Source organism: Mycolicibacterium lutetiense (assembly GCF_017876775.1).
GTDB classification, from domain to species: domain Bacteria; phylum Actinomycetota; class Actinomycetes; order Mycobacteriales; family Mycobacteriaceae; genus Mycobacterium; species Mycobacterium lutetiense.
Genome location: NZ_JAGIOP010000002.1, coordinates 3,996,315 through 4,013,664 on the forward strand (window position 1 = coordinate 3,996,315; position 17,350 = coordinate 4,013,664).

General features: G+C 68.2%; 23 protein-coding genes and 1 riboswitch. Of the genes, 17 read left to right on the forward strand and 6 right to left on the reverse strand.

Going from position 1 to position 17,350, the window contains the following annotated elements:
* Nucleotides 1–3: 3 nt before the first annotated feature.
* From ispD to JOF57_RS28580, 5 genes are read left to right on the forward strand one after another with little or no spacing between them, the layout of a single operon-like run.
* A complete protein-coding gene (gene ispD / locus JOF57_RS28560; RefSeq protein ID WP_209922703.1) occupies nucleotides 4–681 on the forward strand; it encodes a 2-C-methyl-D-erythritol 4-phosphate cytidylyltransferase in 678 nt (225 codons plus the stop codon).
* The gene (ispF, locus tag JOF57_RS28565) at nucleotides 678–1,154 is read left to right on the forward strand and encodes a 2-C-methyl-D-erythritol 2,4-cyclodiphosphate synthase (protein ID WP_209922705.1); all 477 of its coding nucleotides are present in this window, start codon (nucleotides 678–680) and stop codon (nucleotides 1,152–1,154) included. Before ispD ends, ispF begins: the two co-directional genes overlap by 4 nt.
* 45 nt (nucleotides 1,155–1,199) lie before the next feature.
* A complete protein-coding gene (gene cysS, locus JOF57_RS28570) occupies nucleotides 1,200–2,600 on the forward strand; it encodes a cysteine--tRNA ligase (RefSeq protein ID WP_209922707.1) in 1,401 nt (466 codons plus the stop codon).
* Nucleotides 2,601–3,542 (forward strand): 23S rRNA (guanosine(2251)-2'-O)-methyltransferase RlmB, encoded by a 942-nt coding sequence (gene rlmB, locus JOF57_RS28575; RefSeq protein WP_209922709.1) that lies wholly within the window; start codon nucleotides 2,601–2,603, stop codon nucleotides 3,540–3,542.
* 4 nt (nucleotides 3,543–3,546) lie between these two features.
* Nucleotides 3,547–4,167 (forward strand): GIY-YIG nuclease family protein, encoded by a 621-nt coding sequence (locus tag JOF57_RS28580; protein ID WP_209922711.1) that lies wholly within the window; start codon nucleotides 3,547–3,549, stop codon nucleotides 4,165–4,167.
* Between the two features lie 8 nt (nucleotides 4,168–4,175).
* Here JOF57_RS28580 and JOF57_RS28585 read toward each other — a convergent pair whose 3' ends face one another.
* From JOF57_RS28585 to mrf, 4 genes are read right to left on the reverse strand one after another with little or no spacing between them, the layout of a single operon-like run.
* Nucleotides 4,176–5,366, reverse strand: coding sequence for an SLC13 family permease (locus JOF57_RS28585; RefSeq protein ID WP_407666656.1), 1,191 nt, complete (start codon nucleotides 5,364–5,366; stop codon nucleotides 4,176–4,178).
* A gap of 41 nt (nucleotides 5,367–5,407) precedes the next feature.
* Nucleotides 5,408–6,328 (reverse strand): MBL fold metallo-hydrolase, encoded by a 921-nt coding sequence (locus JOF57_RS28590; RefSeq protein ID WP_209922712.1) that lies wholly within the window; start codon nucleotides 6,326–6,328, stop codon nucleotides 5,408–5,410.
* 22 nt (nucleotides 6,329–6,350) lie between these two features.
* Nucleotides 6,351–6,599, reverse strand: coding sequence for a type B 50S ribosomal protein L31 (locus JOF57_RS28595; RefSeq protein WP_209922713.1), 249 nt, complete (start codon nucleotides 6,597–6,599; stop codon nucleotides 6,351–6,353).
* The gene (gene mrf / locus JOF57_RS28600; RefSeq protein ID WP_209922715.1) at nucleotides 6,596–7,798 is read right to left on the reverse strand and encodes a ribosome hibernation factor-recruiting GTPase MRF; all 1,203 of its coding nucleotides are present in this window, start codon (nucleotides 7,796–7,798) and stop codon (nucleotides 6,596–6,598) included. Before mrf ends, JOF57_RS28595 begins: the two co-directional genes overlap by 4 nt.
* A gap of 72 nt (nucleotides 7,799–7,870) precedes the next feature.
* On the opposite strand from mrf, the gene rpmB reads away from it, so the two are divergent.
* The 8 genes from rpmB (at nucleotide 7,871) to JOF57_RS28640 (ending at nucleotide 12,430) form a co-directional block, all read left to right on the forward strand.
* Nucleotides 7,871–8,107, forward strand: coding sequence for a 50S ribosomal protein L28 (gene rpmB, locus JOF57_RS28605; protein ID WP_163667033.1), 237 nt, complete (start codon nucleotides 7,871–7,873; stop codon nucleotides 8,105–8,107).
* Nucleotides 8,107–8,271 (forward strand): 50S ribosomal protein L33, encoded by a 165-nt coding sequence (gene rpmG, locus JOF57_RS28610; protein ID WP_209922718.1) that lies wholly within the window; start codon nucleotides 8,107–8,109, stop codon nucleotides 8,269–8,271. The genes rpmB and rpmG overlap by 1 nt, the downstream gene beginning before the upstream one ends.
* Entirely contained in the window at nucleotides 8,271–8,576 is a 306-nt protein-coding gene (gene rpsN, locus JOF57_RS28615) for a 30S ribosomal protein S14 (protein ID WP_209922720.1), read from the forward strand. Before rpmG ends, rpsN begins: the two co-directional genes overlap by 1 nt.
* Nucleotides 8,576–8,839 carry a 30S ribosomal protein S18 gene (rpsR, locus tag JOF57_RS28620; RefSeq protein WP_209922722.1) on the forward strand — a complete coding sequence of 88 codons (264 nt, stop codon included), beginning with the start codon at nucleotides 8,576–8,578 and terminating at the stop codon, nucleotides 8,837–8,839. Before rpsN ends, rpsR begins: the two co-directional genes overlap by 1 nt.
* A gap of 11 nt (nucleotides 8,840–8,850) precedes the next feature.
* Nucleotides 8,851–8,976: riboswitch (cobalamin riboswitch) on the forward strand.
* Between the two features lie 40 nt (nucleotides 8,977–9,016).
* The gene (locus JOF57_RS28625) at nucleotides 9,017–9,988 is read left to right on the forward strand and encodes an ABC transporter substrate-binding protein (RefSeq protein WP_209922724.1); all 972 of its coding nucleotides are present in this window, start codon (nucleotides 9,017–9,019) and stop codon (nucleotides 9,986–9,988) included.
* On the forward strand, nucleotides 9,988–11,004 hold the full coding sequence (locus tag JOF57_RS28630) for a FecCD family ABC transporter permease (RefSeq protein ID WP_307870143.1): 1,017 nt from the start codon (nucleotides 9,988–9,990) through the stop codon (nucleotides 11,002–11,004). Before JOF57_RS28625 ends, JOF57_RS28630 begins: the two co-directional genes overlap by 1 nt.
* Entirely contained in the window at nucleotides 11,001–11,780 is a 780-nt protein-coding gene (locus JOF57_RS28635; RefSeq protein WP_209922725.1) for an ABC transporter ATP-binding protein, read from the forward strand. Before JOF57_RS28630 ends, JOF57_RS28635 begins: the two co-directional genes overlap by 4 nt.
* On the forward strand, nucleotides 11,777–12,430 hold the full coding sequence (locus tag JOF57_RS28640) for a (2Fe-2S)-binding protein (protein WP_209923806.1): 654 nt from the start codon (nucleotides 11,777–11,779) through the stop codon (nucleotides 12,428–12,430). The genes JOF57_RS28635 and JOF57_RS28640 overlap by 4 nt, the downstream gene beginning before the upstream one ends.
* Here JOF57_RS28640 and JOF57_RS28645 read toward each other — a convergent pair.
* Nucleotides 12,423–13,184 (reverse strand): LamB/YcsF family protein, encoded by a 762-nt coding sequence (locus JOF57_RS28645; RefSeq protein WP_209922727.1) that lies wholly within the window; start codon nucleotides 13,182–13,184, stop codon nucleotides 12,423–12,425. The two genes, JOF57_RS28640 and JOF57_RS28645, sit on opposite strands and share 8 nt — an antisense overlap.
* A gap of 9 nt (nucleotides 13,185–13,193) precedes the next feature.
* The gene (bluB, locus tag JOF57_RS28650) at nucleotides 13,194–13,853 is read right to left on the reverse strand and encodes a 5,6-dimethylbenzimidazole synthase (RefSeq protein ID WP_209922729.1); all 660 of its coding nucleotides are present in this window, start codon (nucleotides 13,851–13,853) and stop codon (nucleotides 13,194–13,196) included.
* 64 nt (nucleotides 13,854–13,917) lie between these two features.
* On the opposite strand from bluB, the gene JOF57_RS28655 reads away from it, so the two are divergent.
* From JOF57_RS28655 to JOF57_RS28670, 4 genes are read left to right on the forward strand one after another with little or no spacing between them, the layout of a single operon-like run.
* Entirely contained in the window at nucleotides 13,918–14,727 is an 810-nt protein-coding gene (locus tag JOF57_RS28655) for a class I SAM-dependent methyltransferase (protein ID WP_209922731.1), read from the forward strand.
* 55 nt (nucleotides 14,728–14,782) lie between these two features.
* A complete protein-coding gene (locus JOF57_RS28660; protein WP_407666616.1) occupies nucleotides 14,783–15,691 on the forward strand; it encodes a metal ABC transporter solute-binding protein, Zn/Mn family in 909 nt (302 codons plus the stop codon).
* On the forward strand, nucleotides 15,691–16,467 hold the full coding sequence (locus JOF57_RS28665) for a metal ABC transporter ATP-binding protein (protein WP_209922735.1): 777 nt from the start codon (nucleotides 15,691–15,693) through the stop codon (nucleotides 16,465–16,467). The genes JOF57_RS28660 and JOF57_RS28665 overlap by 1 nt, the downstream gene beginning before the upstream one ends.
* A complete protein-coding gene (locus JOF57_RS28670; protein WP_209922738.1) occupies nucleotides 16,467–17,348 on the forward strand; it encodes a metal ABC transporter permease in 882 nt (293 codons plus the stop codon). The genes JOF57_RS28665 and JOF57_RS28670 overlap by 1 nt, the downstream gene beginning before the upstream one ends.
* The last annotated feature ends 2 nt before the right edge of the window (nucleotides 17,349–17,350 follow it).

Sequence of the window (17,350 nt, forward strand, 5' to 3'; positions counted from 1 at the left end):
GTGGTGGCAACAACTGTCGCGGTCGTCCCCGCCGCCGGCTCCGGTGAGCGGCTAGGCGCGGGGCGACCCAAGGCGTTCGTCCAACTGGGGCACAAACCCCTGTTGGAGCATGCTCTCGACGGGCTGCTGGCATCCGGGGTGATCGACAAGGTCGTGGTCGCGGTTCCGTCCGCGCTCACCGACGAGGCCATCTTGGTCTTCGGTGGACGTGCACAGATCGTGGCCGGGGGAGCCGATCGCACCGAATCTGTGGCGCTGGCCATAGAGGCCGCAGTGGCGAACGGTGAACCGGACTATCTTCTCGTGCACGACGCCGCTCGGGCGTTGACCCCTCCTTCGCTGATCGCCCGTGTCGTTGCGGCACTGGCCGACGGTCATGCTGCCGTCGTTCCCGGCCTCCCGCTGGCCGACACCATCAAGGCCGTCGACGCCAACGGGGCGGTGTTGGGGACGCCCGAGCGGGCCGGTCTGCGAGCCGTCCAGACCCCGCAGGGCTTCCGCACCGACGTTTTGCGCCGCGCCTATCAAAGGGCCGGGGCCGGTGCTGTCACCGATGACGCCTCGCTCGTCGAACAGATCGGTACGCCGGTGCAGATCGTCGAGGGCGACCCGCTGGCTTTCAAGATCACCACGCCGCTGGACCTGCTGCTCGCCGAGGCCGTCATGGCGCGTGCCACGTGAGTATTCCCAGGGTCGGGCTGGGTACCGACGTCCATCCGATCGAGCCGGGGCGCCCGTGTTGGCTGCTGTGCTTGGAATTCGAAGGCGCCGACGGCTGCGCCGGCCATTCCGACGGCGACGTCGCCGCCCACGCCCTGTGTGACGCGCTGCTCGGTGCGGCGGGTCTCGGCGACCTCGGCGGGGTGTTCGGCACCGACCGACCGGAATGGCGTGGAGTCACCGGCGCCGCCATGTTGCGACACGTTCGCGGACTGGTGCAGACAGCGGGCTTCGAGATCGGCAATGCCACGGTGCAGGTGATCGGTAACCGGCCCAAGATCGGGCCGCGCCGGGAGGAGGCCCAGCGGCTGCTCTCCGAGCTGATCGGGGCGCCGGTATCGGTGTCGGCCACCACCACCGATGGGCTCGGTCTGACCGGCCGGGGTGAAGGATTGGCCGCGATAGCCAGCGCATTGGTGGTTCCTGCGGAATAGGCCGGTAAGCTGGGCCGTCGTGAGCGGAGCGAACAGGCAGCCAAAGTGATCGATCTGCGGCTGTACGACACCATGGCGGGTGCCGTACGAGATTTCGTACCGCTGCGGCCGGGGCACGCTTCGATCTATCTGTGCGGTGCCACCGTCCAGGGCTTGCCGCACATCGGTCATGTCCGTAGCGGAGTCGCGTTCGACGTGCTGCGCCGCTGGCTGACCGCCAATGGATACGACGTTGCGTTCATCCGCAACGTCACCGACATCGACGACAAGATCCTCAACAAGGCGGCCGATGCGGGCCGACCGTGGTGGGAGTGGGCCGCGACCTACGAGCGGGCGTTCAGCGCCGCGTATGACGCGCTGGGCGTGCTTCCCCCGTCGGCTGAGCCGCGGGCCACCGGCCACATCACCCAGATGATCGAGCTCATCGACCGGTTGATCGAGCGGGGCCACGCCTATGCCGCGGGCGGCGATGTCTACTTCGACGTCCTGAGCCTGTCCGATTACGGCGCGCTGTCGGGTCACCGGATCGACGACGTGCACCAGGGCGAGGGTTCGGCGACGGGTAAGCGCGATCAGCGTGATTTCACGCTGTGGAAGGGCGCCAAGCCGGGCGAACCGTCGTGGCCCACGCCGTGGGGCCGGGGCCGTCCGGGCTGGCACACCGAGTGCGTCGCGATGTGCGAGGCCTACCTGGGTGCCGAGTTCGACATCCACGCCGGCGGTATGGACCTGGTCTTCCCGCACCACGAGAACGAGATCGCCCAGGCTCAGGCGGCAGGCGATGGCTTTGCCCGGTACTGGCTGCACAACGGCTGGGTCACCATGGGCGGCGAGAAGATGAGCAAATCGCTGGGCAATGTGCTTGCGATTCCTGCTGTGCTGCAACGGGTTCGGGCTGCCGAGCTGCGCTACTACCTGGGCAGCGCGCATTACCGGTCCATGCTGGAGTTCTCCGAGAACGCGCTACAGGATGCGGCACGGGCCTACAGCGGTATCGAAGATTTCCTGCACCGGGTTCGTCACCGGGCCGGCGCGGTAGCTGTCGGGGACTGGACCCCGAAGTTCGCAGCCGCCCTCAATGACGACCTCGCGGTGCCGATGGCATTGGCCGAGGTGCATGCCGCCCGCGCCGAGGGCAACCGCGCGCTGGATGCCGGTGACCACGACGGCGCGATGGCGCAGGCCACTGCGATCCGGGCGATGATGGGGATCCTGGGCTGCGACCCGCTCGACGAGCGCTGGGAGTCGCGTGACGAGACGTCCGCAGCCTTGGCTGCTGTGGACGAGCTTGTGCAGTGGGCTCTGGCGGGTAGGGCCGAGGCCCGGACCAACCGGGACTGGGCGGCGGCCGACGCCATCCGGGATCGGCTGAAGGCGGCTGGCATCGAGGTAACCGATACCGCGGACGGTCCGCAGTGGGCGTTGGTGGACGGGAACGGAGCGTAGATGGCCGGAAATTCGCAGCGGCGCGGCGCAGTGCGCAAGCCGGGAACGAAGAAGGGGCCCGTGGTCGGGTCCGGCGGGGTGCGTCGGCGCGGGCTGGAGGGCCGCGGGGCGACGCCGGCCGCGCACGAGCGGCCCCATCACCCGGCCGCCAAGAAGGCCGCGAAGGCGGCGCGGCAGGCGCAGGGCAGGCACAAGAAGACCGACGACACCGAGTTGGTGCTGGGCCGCAACCCGGTGGTGGAATGCCTGCGGGCCAAGGTCCCGGCCACCGCGCTGTATGTCGCACTGGGTGCCGAGGCCGATGAACGGCTCACCGAATCCGTCCAGATCGCCGCGGACCGTGGCATTTCGATCCTGGAGGTGCAGCGTCACGACCTGGACCGGATGAGCAACAACACGCTGCATCAGGGCCTGGCACTGCAGGTTCCGCCGTACAACTACGCCCATCCCGACGACCTGTTGAAGGCGGCCCGGAGTTCCGGGGAGCCCGCCCTGATGGTGGCTCTGGACAACATCTCCGATCCGCGCAATCTGGGCGCCATCGTGCGCTCGGTGGCCGCGTTCGGTGGGCACGGTGTGGTGATCCCGCAGCGCCGTTCGGCCTCGGTGACCGCGGTGGCCTGGCGCACCAGTGCCGGGGCCGCGGCCCGCACGCCGGTGGCGCGGGCGACGAATCTGACCCGGACGCTGAAAAGCTATGCCGATGCCGGTCTGCAGGTGGTCGGCCTGGATGCCGGCGGTAACACCACGGTCGACGAGCTCGAGGGCACCGGCCCGATGATCGTGGTGGTCGGTTCGGAGGGCAAGGGCCTGTCGCGGCTGGTGCGGGAGACCTGCGATGCGGTGGTGTCGATCCCGATGGCGGGGCCGACCGAATCGCTGAACGCCTCGGTCGCGGCCGGTGTGGTGCTGGCCGAGATCGCCCGGCAGCGCCGGAGTTAGGCACATGTCCAGAGGGCGAAGCGCCAGCAGCCCGGCGGCCTTTCTTGAGGCCCGGCCGTTCACCCGGGAGGAAGTGTTCAGCGACCCCTGCCCGGTTCCCGAGGAACCCGGCGCCAACGGTTGGTGGTTCCGGACGGTCCCCGCGGGCATCGACGTTTCGGGCTGCCGGCAGCGGGACGGACTGACGCTCCTCTACGTGGGCATCAGCCCCACCCGACCACCGGCGAGCGGGAAGCCGCCGAGCACCCAGAATCTGCGCAAGCGGGTCAAGTACCACTACGGCGCGGCCAACGCCACCGCTGAGGGTTCGACGCTGCGCAAGACGCTCGGCATCCTGCTCGCTGACGAGCTCGGCTTCAAGTTGCGCCGTATCGGCTCCGGCGACAAGCGAACCTTTGCCGGGGGAGAATCTATCCTGACGCAGTGGATGGCCGAGAATGCCCTGGTGTCGTGGGTGGTTCACCCCGAGCCGTGGTTCCTGGAGGAAAAGCTGATCGCCGCGGTCGATCTGCCCCTCAACGGCCAGGAAGCGAACAAGGACAACGCCTTCTACCCGGAGTTGAAGCGCCTGCGGCGCGTCGCGATGAACGATGCGAACAAGCTTCGGGTACTCAAAGAGTGGTGAGCCGGCGGTCAGCCACCGAAGAGTCGCAGGCTCAGCCACAATCCGAGTACAGCGGCCAGTAGCGTCGCGGGCACGGTGACCAGTCCCACCCTGCTGAACTCGGTGAACTTCGCCGGTAGGCCTTCACGGTGAACCACATTGCGCCACAGCAGGTTTGACAGCGAGCCGACGTAGGTCAGGTTGGGGCCGACGTTGACCCCGATCAGCACGGCGAGCACTGTGGCCGGGCCGGCGCCGGCCACCAACGGCAGCAGAACCAACACCGCGGGCAGGTTGTTGACCACGTTGGCCAGCACCGCCGCGATCGCCGCCAGGCCCAACAGCGCGGGCAACGAGTCGCCGAGGGGGAGCACCCCACGCATGCCGTCGCCGAGGCCGTTCTGAACGACGGCGTCCACCACGACACCCAGGCACACGACGAACGCCAGGAACGGCACATTGACTGCGCGCGCGATGCCGCGAATCGTGCTGCGGCGCTGGGCCAGACTGCGTAGGCCCAGCACGACCGCACCGCCGAGTGCTGCCCAGGCCGGCGATACATCGAAGGCCGACGTGACGACGAAACCCGCCAGCGTCAAACCCAACACCACGAGTACGAACACCGGAACTTCGGGTGGTGGCGGAGTCACCTCGGCCGCCGGGCGATTCAACTCATGGCGGAAAAGCCAACGCAGCAGGACGAATTCGACGCCGATGGCGGCCAGCCAGGGCAGCGCCATCACCGTACTGAACTGGATGAAGGACAACCCCGCCACGGCGAAGGCCAACAGGTTCGTCAGATTCGACACCGGAAACAGCAGCGACGCGGAGTTGGCGAGATGTGCGCTGGCATAGGCATGCGGCCGGGGTGGTATCGCCAAGGTGCGGGCGGTGGCCAGTACCACCGGCGTCAACAGGACGACGGTGGCGTCCAGGCTCAGCACCGCCGTCGTCGTCGCCCCGATCAGGAACACCCGGGTCAGCAACCGCCGGGAATCACCCCTGCTGGCCCGGGCCATCAGCGCGCCCGCGGCGTGGAAGAGGCCTTCGTCGTCACACAGGTGGGCCAGCACCAGCACGGCCGCCAGGAAGGCGACCACGGGCAGCAGACGATTCACCTCGGTCAGCGCGTCGGGCCCCGAGATCACCCCGAACGCGATGAGCAGTCCGGCGGCGGGCACCGCTGCGACTGCTTCGGGCCAGCCGTTGGGACGCGCCATCGCGAAAGCCAGGACCACGGCCAGCGCGCCGAGCGCGAAGGTCAGCGCCAGGGGTCGGACCGTTCCCACACGGTGGGCAGGTGCAGAAGCACCCCGTCCTGGTCGGCCAGGCGGGTCAGGACCCGCATCGACACGTCCAGATCGTCACCGGCATACGGCAGGGCTTGAAGCGGCTCTTGCAGCGGGCGGAAGAAGTCGTCCCAGTGGATCAGCACCACCCGCCGCGCCCCGACCGCACGCACGGTGTGGGTCCAGTAGCTCTCGAAATACTGCTCGGATTGCAGGCCGAGTTGGCCGATCCCGAGGTAGACCACCTCGGCGCGTTGCCCGTCGAGGGCGTCCGGCACCGAGCCGGCGCTGCCGATGATCAGCAGGCGACGGTCGCTGGGCCGGTGGTGTACCAGCGTCGACCAGGCTTCGCCGCACTTGTAGGCCGCGACCTTGGCCGGCGGTACGACGGGCGCGGTGATGACGCCGGGAAAGCGGTCCGGCGGGCAGTGTTCGGACTCGAAGAGCGTCACGTCGTACGCGCCGAGGGTGACGGCTTCGCCTGGGGTGACCGTGACGATCCGGTCGGGAGTCAGGCCGCCCCCGGCGCCGATCTGGGCGGTCGACGTGCCGCCCACCAACCGGGCGCCGGTGCGCTCGGCCACCACGGCCGAATCCATGGCGTGATCGAAGTGGCTGTGTACCGGCAGCACCGCTTCGAGCTTGTCGATACCGAGGCGGGACAGGCAGCCGTCGATGCGGGGCAGCGACGGCGCCAGCTTGCGGAAGACCACGCGGGGCAGCGCGGGCCGGGAGAAGAAGCCGTCGGTCAGGATCGCCGACGTGCCGTCGTCCACGAGCAGCGTGCTGACCCCGGCCCAGGTGACGGTGACCGGGGATTGCGGTGTGGCCGCCGGCGCGTCGAAGAACCGCGCATAGGGGGCCAGGTCGGGTCTGCCGGGCTTGAGCCGCATGGTCCCACCCTAGAACCAGGACCTACCCGTAGCGGCGGCGGAACTTCTCCACCTGCCCGGCCGAGTCGAGGTGCCGTGCGGTGCCGGTCCAGAACGGATGGGAATCGCTGGTGACGTCGACGGCGATCAGCGGGTAGGTCTGGATCCCGTCCGGGGTCGGCCACTCGATGGTGCGTTCGCTGGTTGCCGTGGACCGGGTGAGGAATCTGGTGCCGGTAGAGGCGTCCTGGAACACCACGGGGTGGTAGTCGGGATGGATTGCGGGCTTCATTGGGATTCCCCTTCCTGATGGATGTCCTGACGGATTTCCTGATGGACGGACGCGGCGGGTTCGTCAATTCCCGGCTGACAGGGCTCTTGGTGCCAGTCCCCGAACGGGTCGGGGTAATCGGCCCACAGGTCCGGTCGGGCCAGCTCGTCGTCGGTGAGCAGCGCGCCGCGCAGCGCTTCGATGACCTCGCCGGGGCGGGCACCGCAGGCCAGGACCGTCAGCGATACGTGACGATCGCCGAACTGGTGATGCCAGTCGATCGCGGCCATCGCCACGCGTTCCGGATCGGTGTAGGCCAGCTCGGTGGAATCCATTGCCGATAACCACTTTCCGGCGTTGCTGAAGTGCATTCCGCCGCCCGCGGATTCGATCCACATGACGTCGGTCGGGCGGTTGGCCAGCCAGGCCCGGCCGCGGGTGCGCACCACCCCGTCGAGCAGGAGGTCGACGGCGTCGTGCAGGCGCAGCGGGTGAAACGGCCGCCGCGCGGCGAATTCGATGATGATGACCTCGTCGTCGGGCGCCAGCGGCGGTTCACCGGCCAGGAGTGGATCGTGCGGGGTGGCCGTGCGCCCGCGCCGGCTGTTCGGCTCCAGATGCGCCAGGGCGAGCTCGACGCGGTCGGGGCCCACGGTGATGCGGGCGCGGGGCGCGAGCCGGCGCAGCACTGCCAGGGTGGTGGCCTCGGGCTCGTTGAGCACCAGCATGTCGGCGAACTCGGCCTGACCGACGACCACCTGGGCGACCGTGCGTCCGTCGGGCAGTTCCTCGTCGCCGACAGACTGTTGCAGCCAGACCGCCGCGTCCAGGCACGCGATCACCGCCTCGATGGTGACGTCGCGAGCGGCAGGCCCGTCGAGGTAACCGGGCCCGACGTGGACCCGGATGGTGTTGATCGCCCAGCACACCGGCTCGGCCTCCAGCCAGGGCATCAACTGCACCACGATGCGATCCACGTCGCCGCGCCGGTGTAGGCGCCGCAACAGGATCAGCAGGTCGTCGCGGACGGTGCAGGACACGCAACCGTGGGCGAGCTCGAGAGCGAGTTCGGATGTCCCGTTCCGGTCGGCCACGGTCCGCAGCACCACGTGGCCGTCAAAGGTATGGCGCACCAGCACGGTTCCGGGCCTGCGGCCCAGTTCGTCCGCTACGCCGTTGCTGTCACCTTGACCGGCGATCAGCACCACAGGGGTTCGCACCGCACCTCCCGAGAAAGTTGTTATTGAAAATGATTATCATTATCGTAAGGCTACCCCATTCGAAGGAGACCGATGTCTGCCCACTGCCAAGTCACCGGGCGCTCGCCCGGGTTCGGCAACACGGTGTCGCACTCGCACAAGCGCAGTCGTCGCCGCTGGAACCCCAACATCCAGACCAAGACCTACTACCTGGCAGGCGAGGGTCGCCGGGTCCGGCTTCGGGTCAGCGCCAAGGGAATCAAGGTGATCGACCGTGACGGCATCGAGGCCGTGGTGGCCCGGCTGCGTAGCGCAGGGGAGAAGATCTGATGGCCAGCACCGATATCCGGCCCATCGTGAAGCTGAAGTCGACCGCGGGCACCGGGTACACGTACGTCACCCGCAAGAACCGCCGCAACGACCCGGACCGGATCGTGCTGCGCAAGTACGACCCGGTCACCCGTCGTCACGTCGAATTCCGTGAGGAGCGCTGATGGCCAAGCGATCCAAGATCGTCAAGAACGAGCAGCGCCGGAAACTCGTGGAGCGCTATGCGGAACGACGGGCCGAGCTCAAAGAGGCCATCCGCAATCCGGCCGGCACGCGTGAGGAGAAAGCCGCAGCGGTCACGGCGCTGCAGCGGCTGCCGCGTGATTCCAGCCCGGTGCGGCTGCGCAATCGAGACGCGGTCGACGGCCGGCCGCGTGGCCATCTGCGGAAGTTCGGGCTGTCGCGGGTCCGCGTCCGCGAAATGGCGCACCGCGGTGAACTGCCGGGCGTGCGGAAGTCGAGTTGGTGATGGCGGCGAACTCCCGGAAGAACACCAGGAAGCGCCCTCCGGCCACCGATGTCAAGAAGCCCAGGCGCAATCAGCTGAAGGCCCTCGGCGTGACCGAGGTCGACTACAAGGATGTCCATCTGCTGCGCACCTTCATCAGTGAGCGGGGCAAGATCCGGTCCCGGCGCATCACCGGGCTCACTCCGCAACAACAGCGCCAGGTCGCCACGGCGATCAAGAACGCCAGGGAGATGGCGCTGCTGCCGGTGGTCGGCCCGGCTTGACCTACCATTCGAGGCGATAGGGCGACTGCGGATCGTGGAAGCCGGTGTGAATCCGGCGCGGTCCCGCCACTGTGATCGATCGACCAGCATCCGTTGGCCGTCGAGAGCCAGACAAACACCGCAGTCGCCACCTCGCACGTACTGGGGCGGATCTCCCCGGAGAGGACGGGTACGCCCATGGGTGCTCGTTGGCTGATCACCGGACTGGTGTCGGCGCTACTGGTATCGGGGTGCGCCTCGACCGCAGCGCCTGAGACTGCGGGCAACGCTCCGCCGGGATTCCCGGTCACTGTCGACAATTGCGGTGTCAGCACCACCTATGGCCGACCGCCGGCCCGTGCGGTCGCACTCAACCAGCATGCGATCGAGACGCTGCTGGCGCTGGGCCTGCAGGATTCCATGGTCGGCACGTCGTTCCTCGACGACCGGATCCTGCCCGAATATCAGGCCGCCTACGACAGCGTTCCGGTACTGGCCAAGGAGTACCCGTCCTACGAGTCGCTGCTGGCTGTCGAACCCGATTTCGTCTACGGCGGCTGGGACAGTGCGTTCGACGAGAAGGAGGGTCGCGCCCGGCAACGGCTGACCGACGCCGGGGTGAATACCTACCTCAATATCGAGGACTGCCGGTCCGGGCCCGTCGCCATGTCCACCGTGGACGACGAAATCCGCAGTATCGGAAAGATCTTCGGTGTCACCGACCGGGCCGAGCGGCAGATCCAGACGCTGCACGACGAGCTGGCGCAGTCCGCGGCGAAGGTGCGTGACGTCCAGCCGGCGCGGGTCGCGGTCTATGACAGCGGTGAGGCGACGGTGTTCACCTCGGGCGGCAAGGGCATCGGCAACCTGATGATCGAGGCGGCCGGCGGCGTCAACGTGTTCGCCGACGTGCCCAAGGTGTGGGGCGACGTATCGTTCGAGCAGTTCGCCGAGCGGGCGCCCGAGGTCATCGTGATCTACGACTACGGCGATCAGCCGGTTGCCGACAAGAAACGCTTTCTGACCGAACATCCGCTGCTGCAACATGTTCCGGCGGTTGCTCAGCAGCGGTTCGCGGTGCTCCCGTTGTCTTCGGTGGTGGTCGGGGTGCGGGTGGGCCGCGCGGTGCAGGCCCTGGCCCGACAGCTGCACCCGGACCGATTTTCGTGATTCCCTACCGGCTGGTCCTCGCCGGGCTTGCCGCGCTGTTGCTGACGGCGATGACTGCCGGCGTTGCCGTCGGTTCGGTGTCCATCGCGCCGGGACAGGTGTGGGCCATCGTGGTGCACGCCGTCCATCCGGGCCTCGTCGAGCAGAGTTGGCCTGCGGTAAGGGAATCCATCGTGCTCGACGCCCGGCTGCCCCGGGTCGTGCTGGCGGCGGTGGTCGGGGCAGGGCTGGCAGCGTGCGGCATGGCGCTGCAGGCCGTGGTGCGTAATCCGCTCGCCGATCCCATGCTGCTGGGCGTCTCCTCGGGAGCCTCGGTCGGCGCCGTCGCCATGCTGGTGTTCGGCGCCGGGGTGCTACCTGCACTGACCTTGCCGTTGGCAGCTTTCCTCGGAGCCTTCCTCGCGCTCGTCGCGGTCTACTTTCTGGCCCGCTCGGGCGGGCGGATGACGACCGTACGGCTGGTTCTGGCCGGCGTGGCGGTGGCCGAGGTGCTGTCCGCGCTGGCAAGTCTGATGATCGTGACCTCTGACGATCCGCACAAGGCGCAGTCGGCTGTGCGGTGGATGCTCGGGGGCCTGGGTGGCACCACCTGGCGCATGGTCTGGGTGCCCGCGTTGGCGGTGGTCCTCGGCGTGATCGTGCTGCTGGCCGTCACCCGATCGCTGAATCTGCTCTACACCGGTGAGGAGGCGGCCGCCTCGCTCGGGCTCGATGTACACCGGTTCAGGGCGGGAATGTTTCTCGTCGTGGCGCTCATGGTCGGAACCATGGTCGCGGTCAGCGGGACGATCGGGTTTGTCGGGCTGGTCATGCCGCATGTGACGCGTCTGTTGGTCGGTGCCGACCATCGCCGGGCACTGCCGGCCGCCGCACTGCTGGGGGCGGCATTTTTGGTGCTGTGCGACATCGTGGCCAGGACCGTGGCCGCGCCGGAGGAACTGCCCGTCGGGATCCTGACCGCACTCGTCGGCGGGCCGTTCTTCCTGTGGCTGATGCGACGAAAGGCCCGGGTGTGACGGCAGGCGTGGAGTTCGAGGCGGTTTCGGTGTCGGTGCGCGGCAGACCGTTGATCGCCGACGTCTCGTTGTCGGTCGCCCCCGGTGAGATGCTGGCCGTGGTGGGTCCCAACGGGGCTGGCAAGACGACGCTGCTGCGGACGTTGTACCGGGCCCTGCGGCCGAGCGCGGGACGGGTGCTGGTTGACGGCGCCGACGTCTGGATGCTGCCCGGCAAATTGGCCGCGCGACGCGTCGCGGCGGTATTGCAGGAAGCCGCAGGCGATTTCGAGCTCACCGTGTTCGACATGGTGGCGATGGGGCGCACACCGTACAAGCGATCGTTCGACTCCGACAGCCGTGAGGACCGCGAAATCATCGGCAGCGCGTTGGCCGCGCTGGATATTGCGGACCTGAGCGGGGCCGGCTACGGCCGGCTGTCCGGAGGACAGAAGCAACGCGTGCTCATCGCTCGCGCGCTGGCCCAACGCACCGAGGTCATCGTGCTCGACGAGCCCACGAACCACCTCGATCTGCGCCACCAGCACGAGGCCCTGGGCCTGCTGCGGGAGTCCGGTGCGACGGTGGTCGCCGCCCTGCACGACCTGAATCTCGCTGCGGCATATTGCGATCGGATCTGTGTGCTTGACGGCGGAGAACTGGTTACCGTCGGAACCCCCGTGGAGGTCCTCACCGTGGATCTACTTGCCGACGTATACGGGGTCGCAGCCCGGATCGCTGTCGATGCCGGAAGGCCTCAGATCACCGTCGTGCCCAAGACGGTGGCGACGTGGTGAACATCGGCACCCAGCTCGGCGAGATCGCCTCGCTCGGCGGGTTCTTCGCCATCACCGTCGGCGGGGATCCGGCCGGCTGGGTTCCGGTGCGACGCTGTTATGACGACGGCTGCGCCGACCTCGTCGCCAAGACCACCGCCGGGTATCGCACGACGGACCTTCGTATCGGTGCCTCCCTGGTTCAGTTCAGCCACGCGTCACGCTTGTGGTCACCGCTGCTGGGGTGTGCGCTGCAGTACGGGGTGCTGCCCGGGCTGGCCGATCTGCAGCGCCGCGGCACCAGTACCGAACTCCGGTTGCCGGAGCCGCTGGGCGAACCTGTCGACGCCGGTACGGAGATGGTGCGGCAGCTGTATCGATCGGTGATCGTCGACCACCTCGAGCCGCTGGCCGCCGGGCTTCGGGTCAAGATGGCGCCGCGGCTGCTCTACGGCAATGCCGCGGCGGCGTTGGTCGCGGCGGCGGCTCAGCTGGCCCGGGCCCGACCGGAACTGCACTACGACGTCCTGGACGTCACCGAATCACTGTTGGCCACCGGCGAATTGGTGGGGACGGGCCACCTGACGGGGTTGACGTTCCGCCGCCGCAGTTGTTGCCTCTACTACCGGGTGCCCGGCGGATCGAACTGCGGAGATTGCGCGCTCAACTGAACGCGGCCAGGGTGATCCCGACTTCGGTCAGGCGCTCACGCACCGCCGTGGCGATCTGCACCGCACCCGGGGAATCACCGTGTACGCAGACGGAATCCACTGTCACCTCGATGGCCGAGCCGTCCAACGCGGTGACCTGGCCGGCGGTGACCATCCGCGCCACCCGCTCGGCGATCTCCGCGGGATCGTGCAGCACCGCGCCAGGTTCGCGCCGCGACACCAAGGTGCCGTCGGGTTGGTAGGCGCGGTCGGCGAACGCCTCGGCGACGGTGCGCAGCCCGCGTTGCTCGGCCTCCTCGAAGAACACCGAATCGGACAGGCCCAGCACTGGCAGGCCGGTGTCGACGGCCGCTACCGCGGCCGCCACCGCGGCGGCCTGGTCCCGGTGGCTGACGATCGTGTTGTACAGCGCACCATGGGGTTTCACGTAGGTCACAGTTGTTCCGGCGGCATGGGCGATGCCCTGCAGCGCGCCGATCTGGTAGATCACGTCGGCGGTCAGGTCCTCGGGCGTGACGTCGATGAAGCGTCTGCCGAATCCGGCCAGGTCCCGGTAGCTGACCTGGGCGCCGACGCGTACACCGCGGTCCGCGGCCGCGCGGCAGGTGCGCAGCAACAGCGCCGGATCCCCGGCATGGAAACCGCAGGCCACGTTGGCACTGGTGACCAGGTCGAGCATGGCCTCGTCGTCACCGAGTTTCCACGCGCCGAAGCTCTCGCCGAGATCGGCGTTGAGGTCGACGGATGCAGCCACCCGACCAGCCTAGGACGACGTCGGGTCCGGCCAGCCGTTCTCCGACACGAATTCGGGCAGCGGGCGTGCGGTGGTCCAGTGCTCGATCTCCAGCACCGGCCGGTCCGGGAACTCGGGCACCGGGCCGAGGCACAGGATCGCCACGGGTTCGGCGTCGGCGGGCATGCCCATCAACCGGGCCAGGGGCAGGGGTTTGAAGATCGACACCCAGCCCATGCCGAGGCCCTCGGCGCGGGCGGCCAGCCACATGTTCTGGATCGCGCAGGACACCGAGGCCAGGTCCATCTGGGGCAGGGTGCGGCGGCCGAAGATGTGCCGGTCGCGGTTCTCGCCGAGGGCAACCACGAACAGCTCGGCGCAATCGAGGATTCCCTCGACCTTCAGGGCCAGGAATTCATCGCCACGGACGCCGAGCGCGTCGGCGGTGTGGATGCGTTCCTCGTCGACGAGGGCGTGGATCTTGCCGCGCAGCGCGTCGTCGGTGATGCGGATGAACCGCCACGGCTGCATGAGGCCGACGCTCGGTGCCGCGTGTGCGGCGTGCAGCAGGCGGCTGAGGACCTCGGGCGCCACCGTGCTGCCGGGGACGAACCGGCGCATATCCCGGCGTTCGGCGATGGCCCGGTAGACGGCGCGACGCTCGTCGGGGCTGAAGGCGTGCTCAGACACGAGTGGAGCTTATGGGCTGGGCGATTCTGCGACCGAACCCCGTCGTGATGTCGAGAATGTTCCGATGACGGACGCTACGGGGGACGGCGGCTACTTTGCGGCCGACTACGAGACGGACGAAGAGCTGGCGCGGCTGCGGGTGCTCGAGTCGCTGTGCGATCCGTGGACGATCCGCTTCCTCGAAACGGTGGGGGTGGCCCCCGGTTGGTCCTGCCTGGAGGTCGGCGCGGGGGCGGGATCGGTGGCGCGTTGGCTGGCCGATCGCGTGGGTCCGTCCGGGCATGTCGTCGCTGCGGATCTGGATCCGCGTTTCCTCGACGACCTACCGGCATTGGGAGTCGAAGTTCGGCGCCTTGATATCACGGTCGACGAAATCGAGTCGGGCCGTTTTGATTTGGTGCACAGCCGGGCGTTGGTGCTGCACCTGGCCGACCCGGTCGGGGCGCTGCGGCGCATGGTTGCGGCGCTGCGGCCGGGAGGTCGGCTCGCAGTCGAGGAACCGGACTACAGCACCACGGCGCCTGTCGACCGGAGCCATCCGCTGGCCGCGGGGTACGCGGAGTACTTGAACGCCCGCACACAGTTCCTCGCCGAGGCGAACGTGATGAACCTGCACTACGGCTCAATGCTGCCGGTGCACGTCGAACAACTCGGACTCACCGGTGTCGTCAACGAGGGCCGGTTGACCGTGGAGCGCGGTGGCAGTCCGCAGGCACTTCTCCTGATGCAGAGCTTCCAACAGGTCGACGACCTGATGGTGGTCGCCGGGGTGCTCCCCGAATCGGCGGTGGCCGCGGCCTGGGCCGCCCTGCAGGATCCGACTTTCGCGTACCGCTCCGCGACGATGCACAAAGTCTGGGGGCGTCGGCCATAGGACCCCGATGTGCAGGCGCTAATGAAAACGGTTATCGTTACTGGGTGATGTGGTCGTGAACCTCAAGCTCTACGCACTGGCGGGCCTGCTGCTCGTCACCCCGCTGGCCGCCTGCGGCTCTGAAGCGACCCAGCCCGAATCGGCAGGCAACTGCGTGACGACACCGGTGAACGTGGTCGTCAGCGTCGACCAGTGGGGCGACATCGTGTCTGCCCTGGGCGGTGACTGTGCCAAGGTGACCACCATAATCGCCGGGTCGTCGGTCGATCCGCACGACTTCGAGCCCTCGCCCGCCGACGCGGCGAAATTCCAAGGCGCCCAACTGGTTGTCGTCAACGGCGGGAACTACGACGCGTGGGCCAACAAACTGGCGATGAGCACCGCGCCGAATGCGGTCGTCGTCTCGGCCGTCGGCCAGTCCGACGAATCACGGGCCAACCCGCACGCCTGGTACAACCCCGCCGCGGTCAGCGGCATCGCCGACACCGTGACCGAGGAGCTCGGTCAAGCGGCTCCCGAGGCACGGGACTACTTCCTCCAGCGTCGCGCCGAGTTCGCCACCGCGCTGCAGCCCTACCAACAGCTGATCGCCGACATCAAGACCAAGGCGCCCGGCAAGCGCTATGCCGCCACCGAAGTGCTGTTCGACGACATGGCGGCCGCGGTCGGCCTGGTCAATCAGACTCCTGCGGGCTTCCAGGCGGCCTCGTCCAACCACACCGACCCGTCACCGGCGGATCTGGACGCATTCCTGCGACTGCTCTCCGATCACGGTGTCGATGTGCTGATCTACAACACCCAGACCGAGGGCTCGGTGCCCAAGCAGATCCGGGCCGCCGCCGAGAGCGCCGGGATTCCGGTTGTCGATGTCACCGAAACGGTGGCGCCCGGAGTGGATTCGTTCGAGGCTTGGCAGGTGAACCAACTGACCGCGCTCGCCAAAGCGCTCGGAGTTCAGTCCTAGTGTCAACGGACGCCCTGCCGCCCGCCCTCGTCTTCGACGACGTCAGCGCCGTGCGCGGGGGCCGGCTGATCTGGTCGGAGGGCACCTTCGAGATCCCGACCGGTGGCATCGTCGCGCTGATCGGTTCCAACGGATCGGGAAAATCCACGATGCTGCAGGTCGTGCTGGGCCTGTTGCCCGCGGCCTCGGGGTCGGTGCGGGTGCTCGGCGGCGAGCCGGGTGAACACAACGATCTGATCGGTTACGTCCCCCAGGACTACGCCGCAGGTGCGGGGGAGGCCATCCGGGCCCGCGGTGCGGTGACCCTCGGGCTCACCGGGCGGCGCTGGGGTTTCACCCGCACCTCGGCCGCCGACCGGGCCCGGGTCGACGAGGCCCTGGCCTGGGTCGAGGCCACCGGGTTCGCGAACATGCGGCTGTCGGAGCTGTCCGGCGGTCAGCGCCAGCGCGTCGCCCTGGCGAATGCCCTTGTCGGACATCCGAAAATGCTGATTCTCGATGAGCCGTTGGCCGCACTCGACCTGCGCAACCAACACGAGATCGTGCAGTTGCTGGCCAGGCTCAACAAGGACCTGGGTGTGACGATTCTCGTTGTCGCGCATGACCTCAACCCACTGCTGAGCGTGCTCGACAGTGCGATCTACCTGCTCGACGGGCACGCACACCACGCCGCCATCGACGAGGTGGTGGACGCCGACCTGCTGACCCACCTCTACGGAACCCAGGTCCAGGTGGCGAACACCCCGATGGGGCAGATGTACATGAGGAGCGTGTGATGTCGGCAGGTCTGGCTGCTGCTGGAACCTTCGCCCAAGGCAACCTGGCACTGGGCTACCAGCACAACTGGTGGCAGATCCTGACGTCGGTATTCATGCGCAACGCGTTGATCGGCGGCACGTTGGTAGCGCTGGCCGCCGGCCTGATCGGCTACTTCGTCATCGTCCGCAACACCGCCTTCGCCGCGCACGCACTGGCCCACATCGGTCTGCCCGGCGCCACCGGCGCGGCGCTGCTGGGGCTTCCGGTCGGATTGGGGCTGGGAGCGTTCTGCGTCGGCGGGGCGCTGGTGATCGGGGCGCTGGGCAACCGGGCTCATGACCGTGAGGTGGCCACCGGCACCATACTGGCGCTGGCTACCGGTTTCGGCCTGTTCTTCAACTCGCTGGCCACCAAGAATTCGTCCACGCTGACCAATGTGTTGTTCGGGAACCTGCTGGCCATCACCCACCAGCAGTTGCTGATGTTCACCGCACTGCTGGTTGTGCTGGCCGCCACGGTCGTGTTCGTCTTCCGCCCACTGCTGTTCGCGTCGGTCAACGCGCAGGTGGCCGAGGCCAAAGGGGTGCCGGTCCGGGCGTTGTCGGTGCTGTTCATGGTCCTGTTGGGGATCGCGGTGACGATGGCCGTGCTGGCCGTGGGCACGCTGCTGCTGTTCGCGCTCGTCGTCACCCCGGCCGCGACGGCGATCATGGTGACGGCCCGGCCGATTCTCGCGATGGCGATCTCAACCGGGATCAGCGTGGCGTCGGTGTGGGCCGGGCTGGCGGTGTCGGCAATCTTCAACATGCCGCCGAGCTTCTTGATCGTCACGATCGCCTGCGGAATCTGGTTGGCGGTGTGGACGGTTGACCGGGTGAGGAATTCGACCATCCACTAGCC

Coding starts and splice junctions, on each gene's coding strand:
- rlmB (WP_209922709.1), top strand. CDS start 2,601: ATGGCCGGAAATTCGCAGCGGCGCGGCGCAGTGCGCAAGCCGGGAACG.
- JOF57_RS28580 (WP_209922711.1), top strand. CDS start 3,547: ATGTCCAGAGGGCGAAGCGCCAGCAGCCCGGCGGCCTTTCTTGAGGCC.
- JOF57_RS28585 (WP_407666656.1), bottom strand. CDS start 5,366: ATGGCGCGTCCCAACGGCTGGCCCGAAGCAGTCGCAGCGGTGCCCGCC.
- JOF57_RS28590 (WP_209922712.1), bottom strand. CDS start 6,328: ATGCGGCTCAAGCCCGGCAGACCCGACCTGGCCCCCTATGCGCGGTTC.
- JOF57_RS28595 (WP_209922713.1), bottom strand. CDS start 6,599: ATGAAGCCCGCAATCCATCCCGACTACCACCCCGTGGTGTTCCAGGAC.
- rpmB (WP_163667033.1), top strand. CDS start 7,871: ATGTCTGCCCACTGCCAAGTCACCGGGCGCTCGCCCGGGTTCGGCAAC.
- rpmG (WP_209922718.1), top strand. CDS start 8,107: ATGGCCAGCACCGATATCCGGCCCATCGTGAAGCTGAAGTCGACCGCG.
- rpsN (WP_209922720.1), top strand. CDS start 8,271: ATGGCCAAGCGATCCAAGATCGTCAAGAACGAGCAGCGCCGGAAACTC.
- rpsR (WP_209922722.1), top strand. CDS start 8,576: ATGGCGGCGAACTCCCGGAAGAACACCAGGAAGCGCCCTCCGGCCACC.
- JOF57_RS28625 (WP_209922724.1), top strand. CDS start 9,017: ATGGGTGCTCGTTGGCTGATCACCGGACTGGTGTCGGCGCTACTGGTA.
- JOF57_RS28655 (WP_209922731.1), top strand. CDS start 13,918: ATGACGGACGCTACGGGGGACGGCGGCTACTTTGCGGCCGACTACGAG.
- JOF57_RS28670 (WP_209922738.1), top strand. CDS start 16,467: ATGTCGGCAGGTCTGGCTGCTGCTGGAACCTTCGCCCAAGGCAACCTG.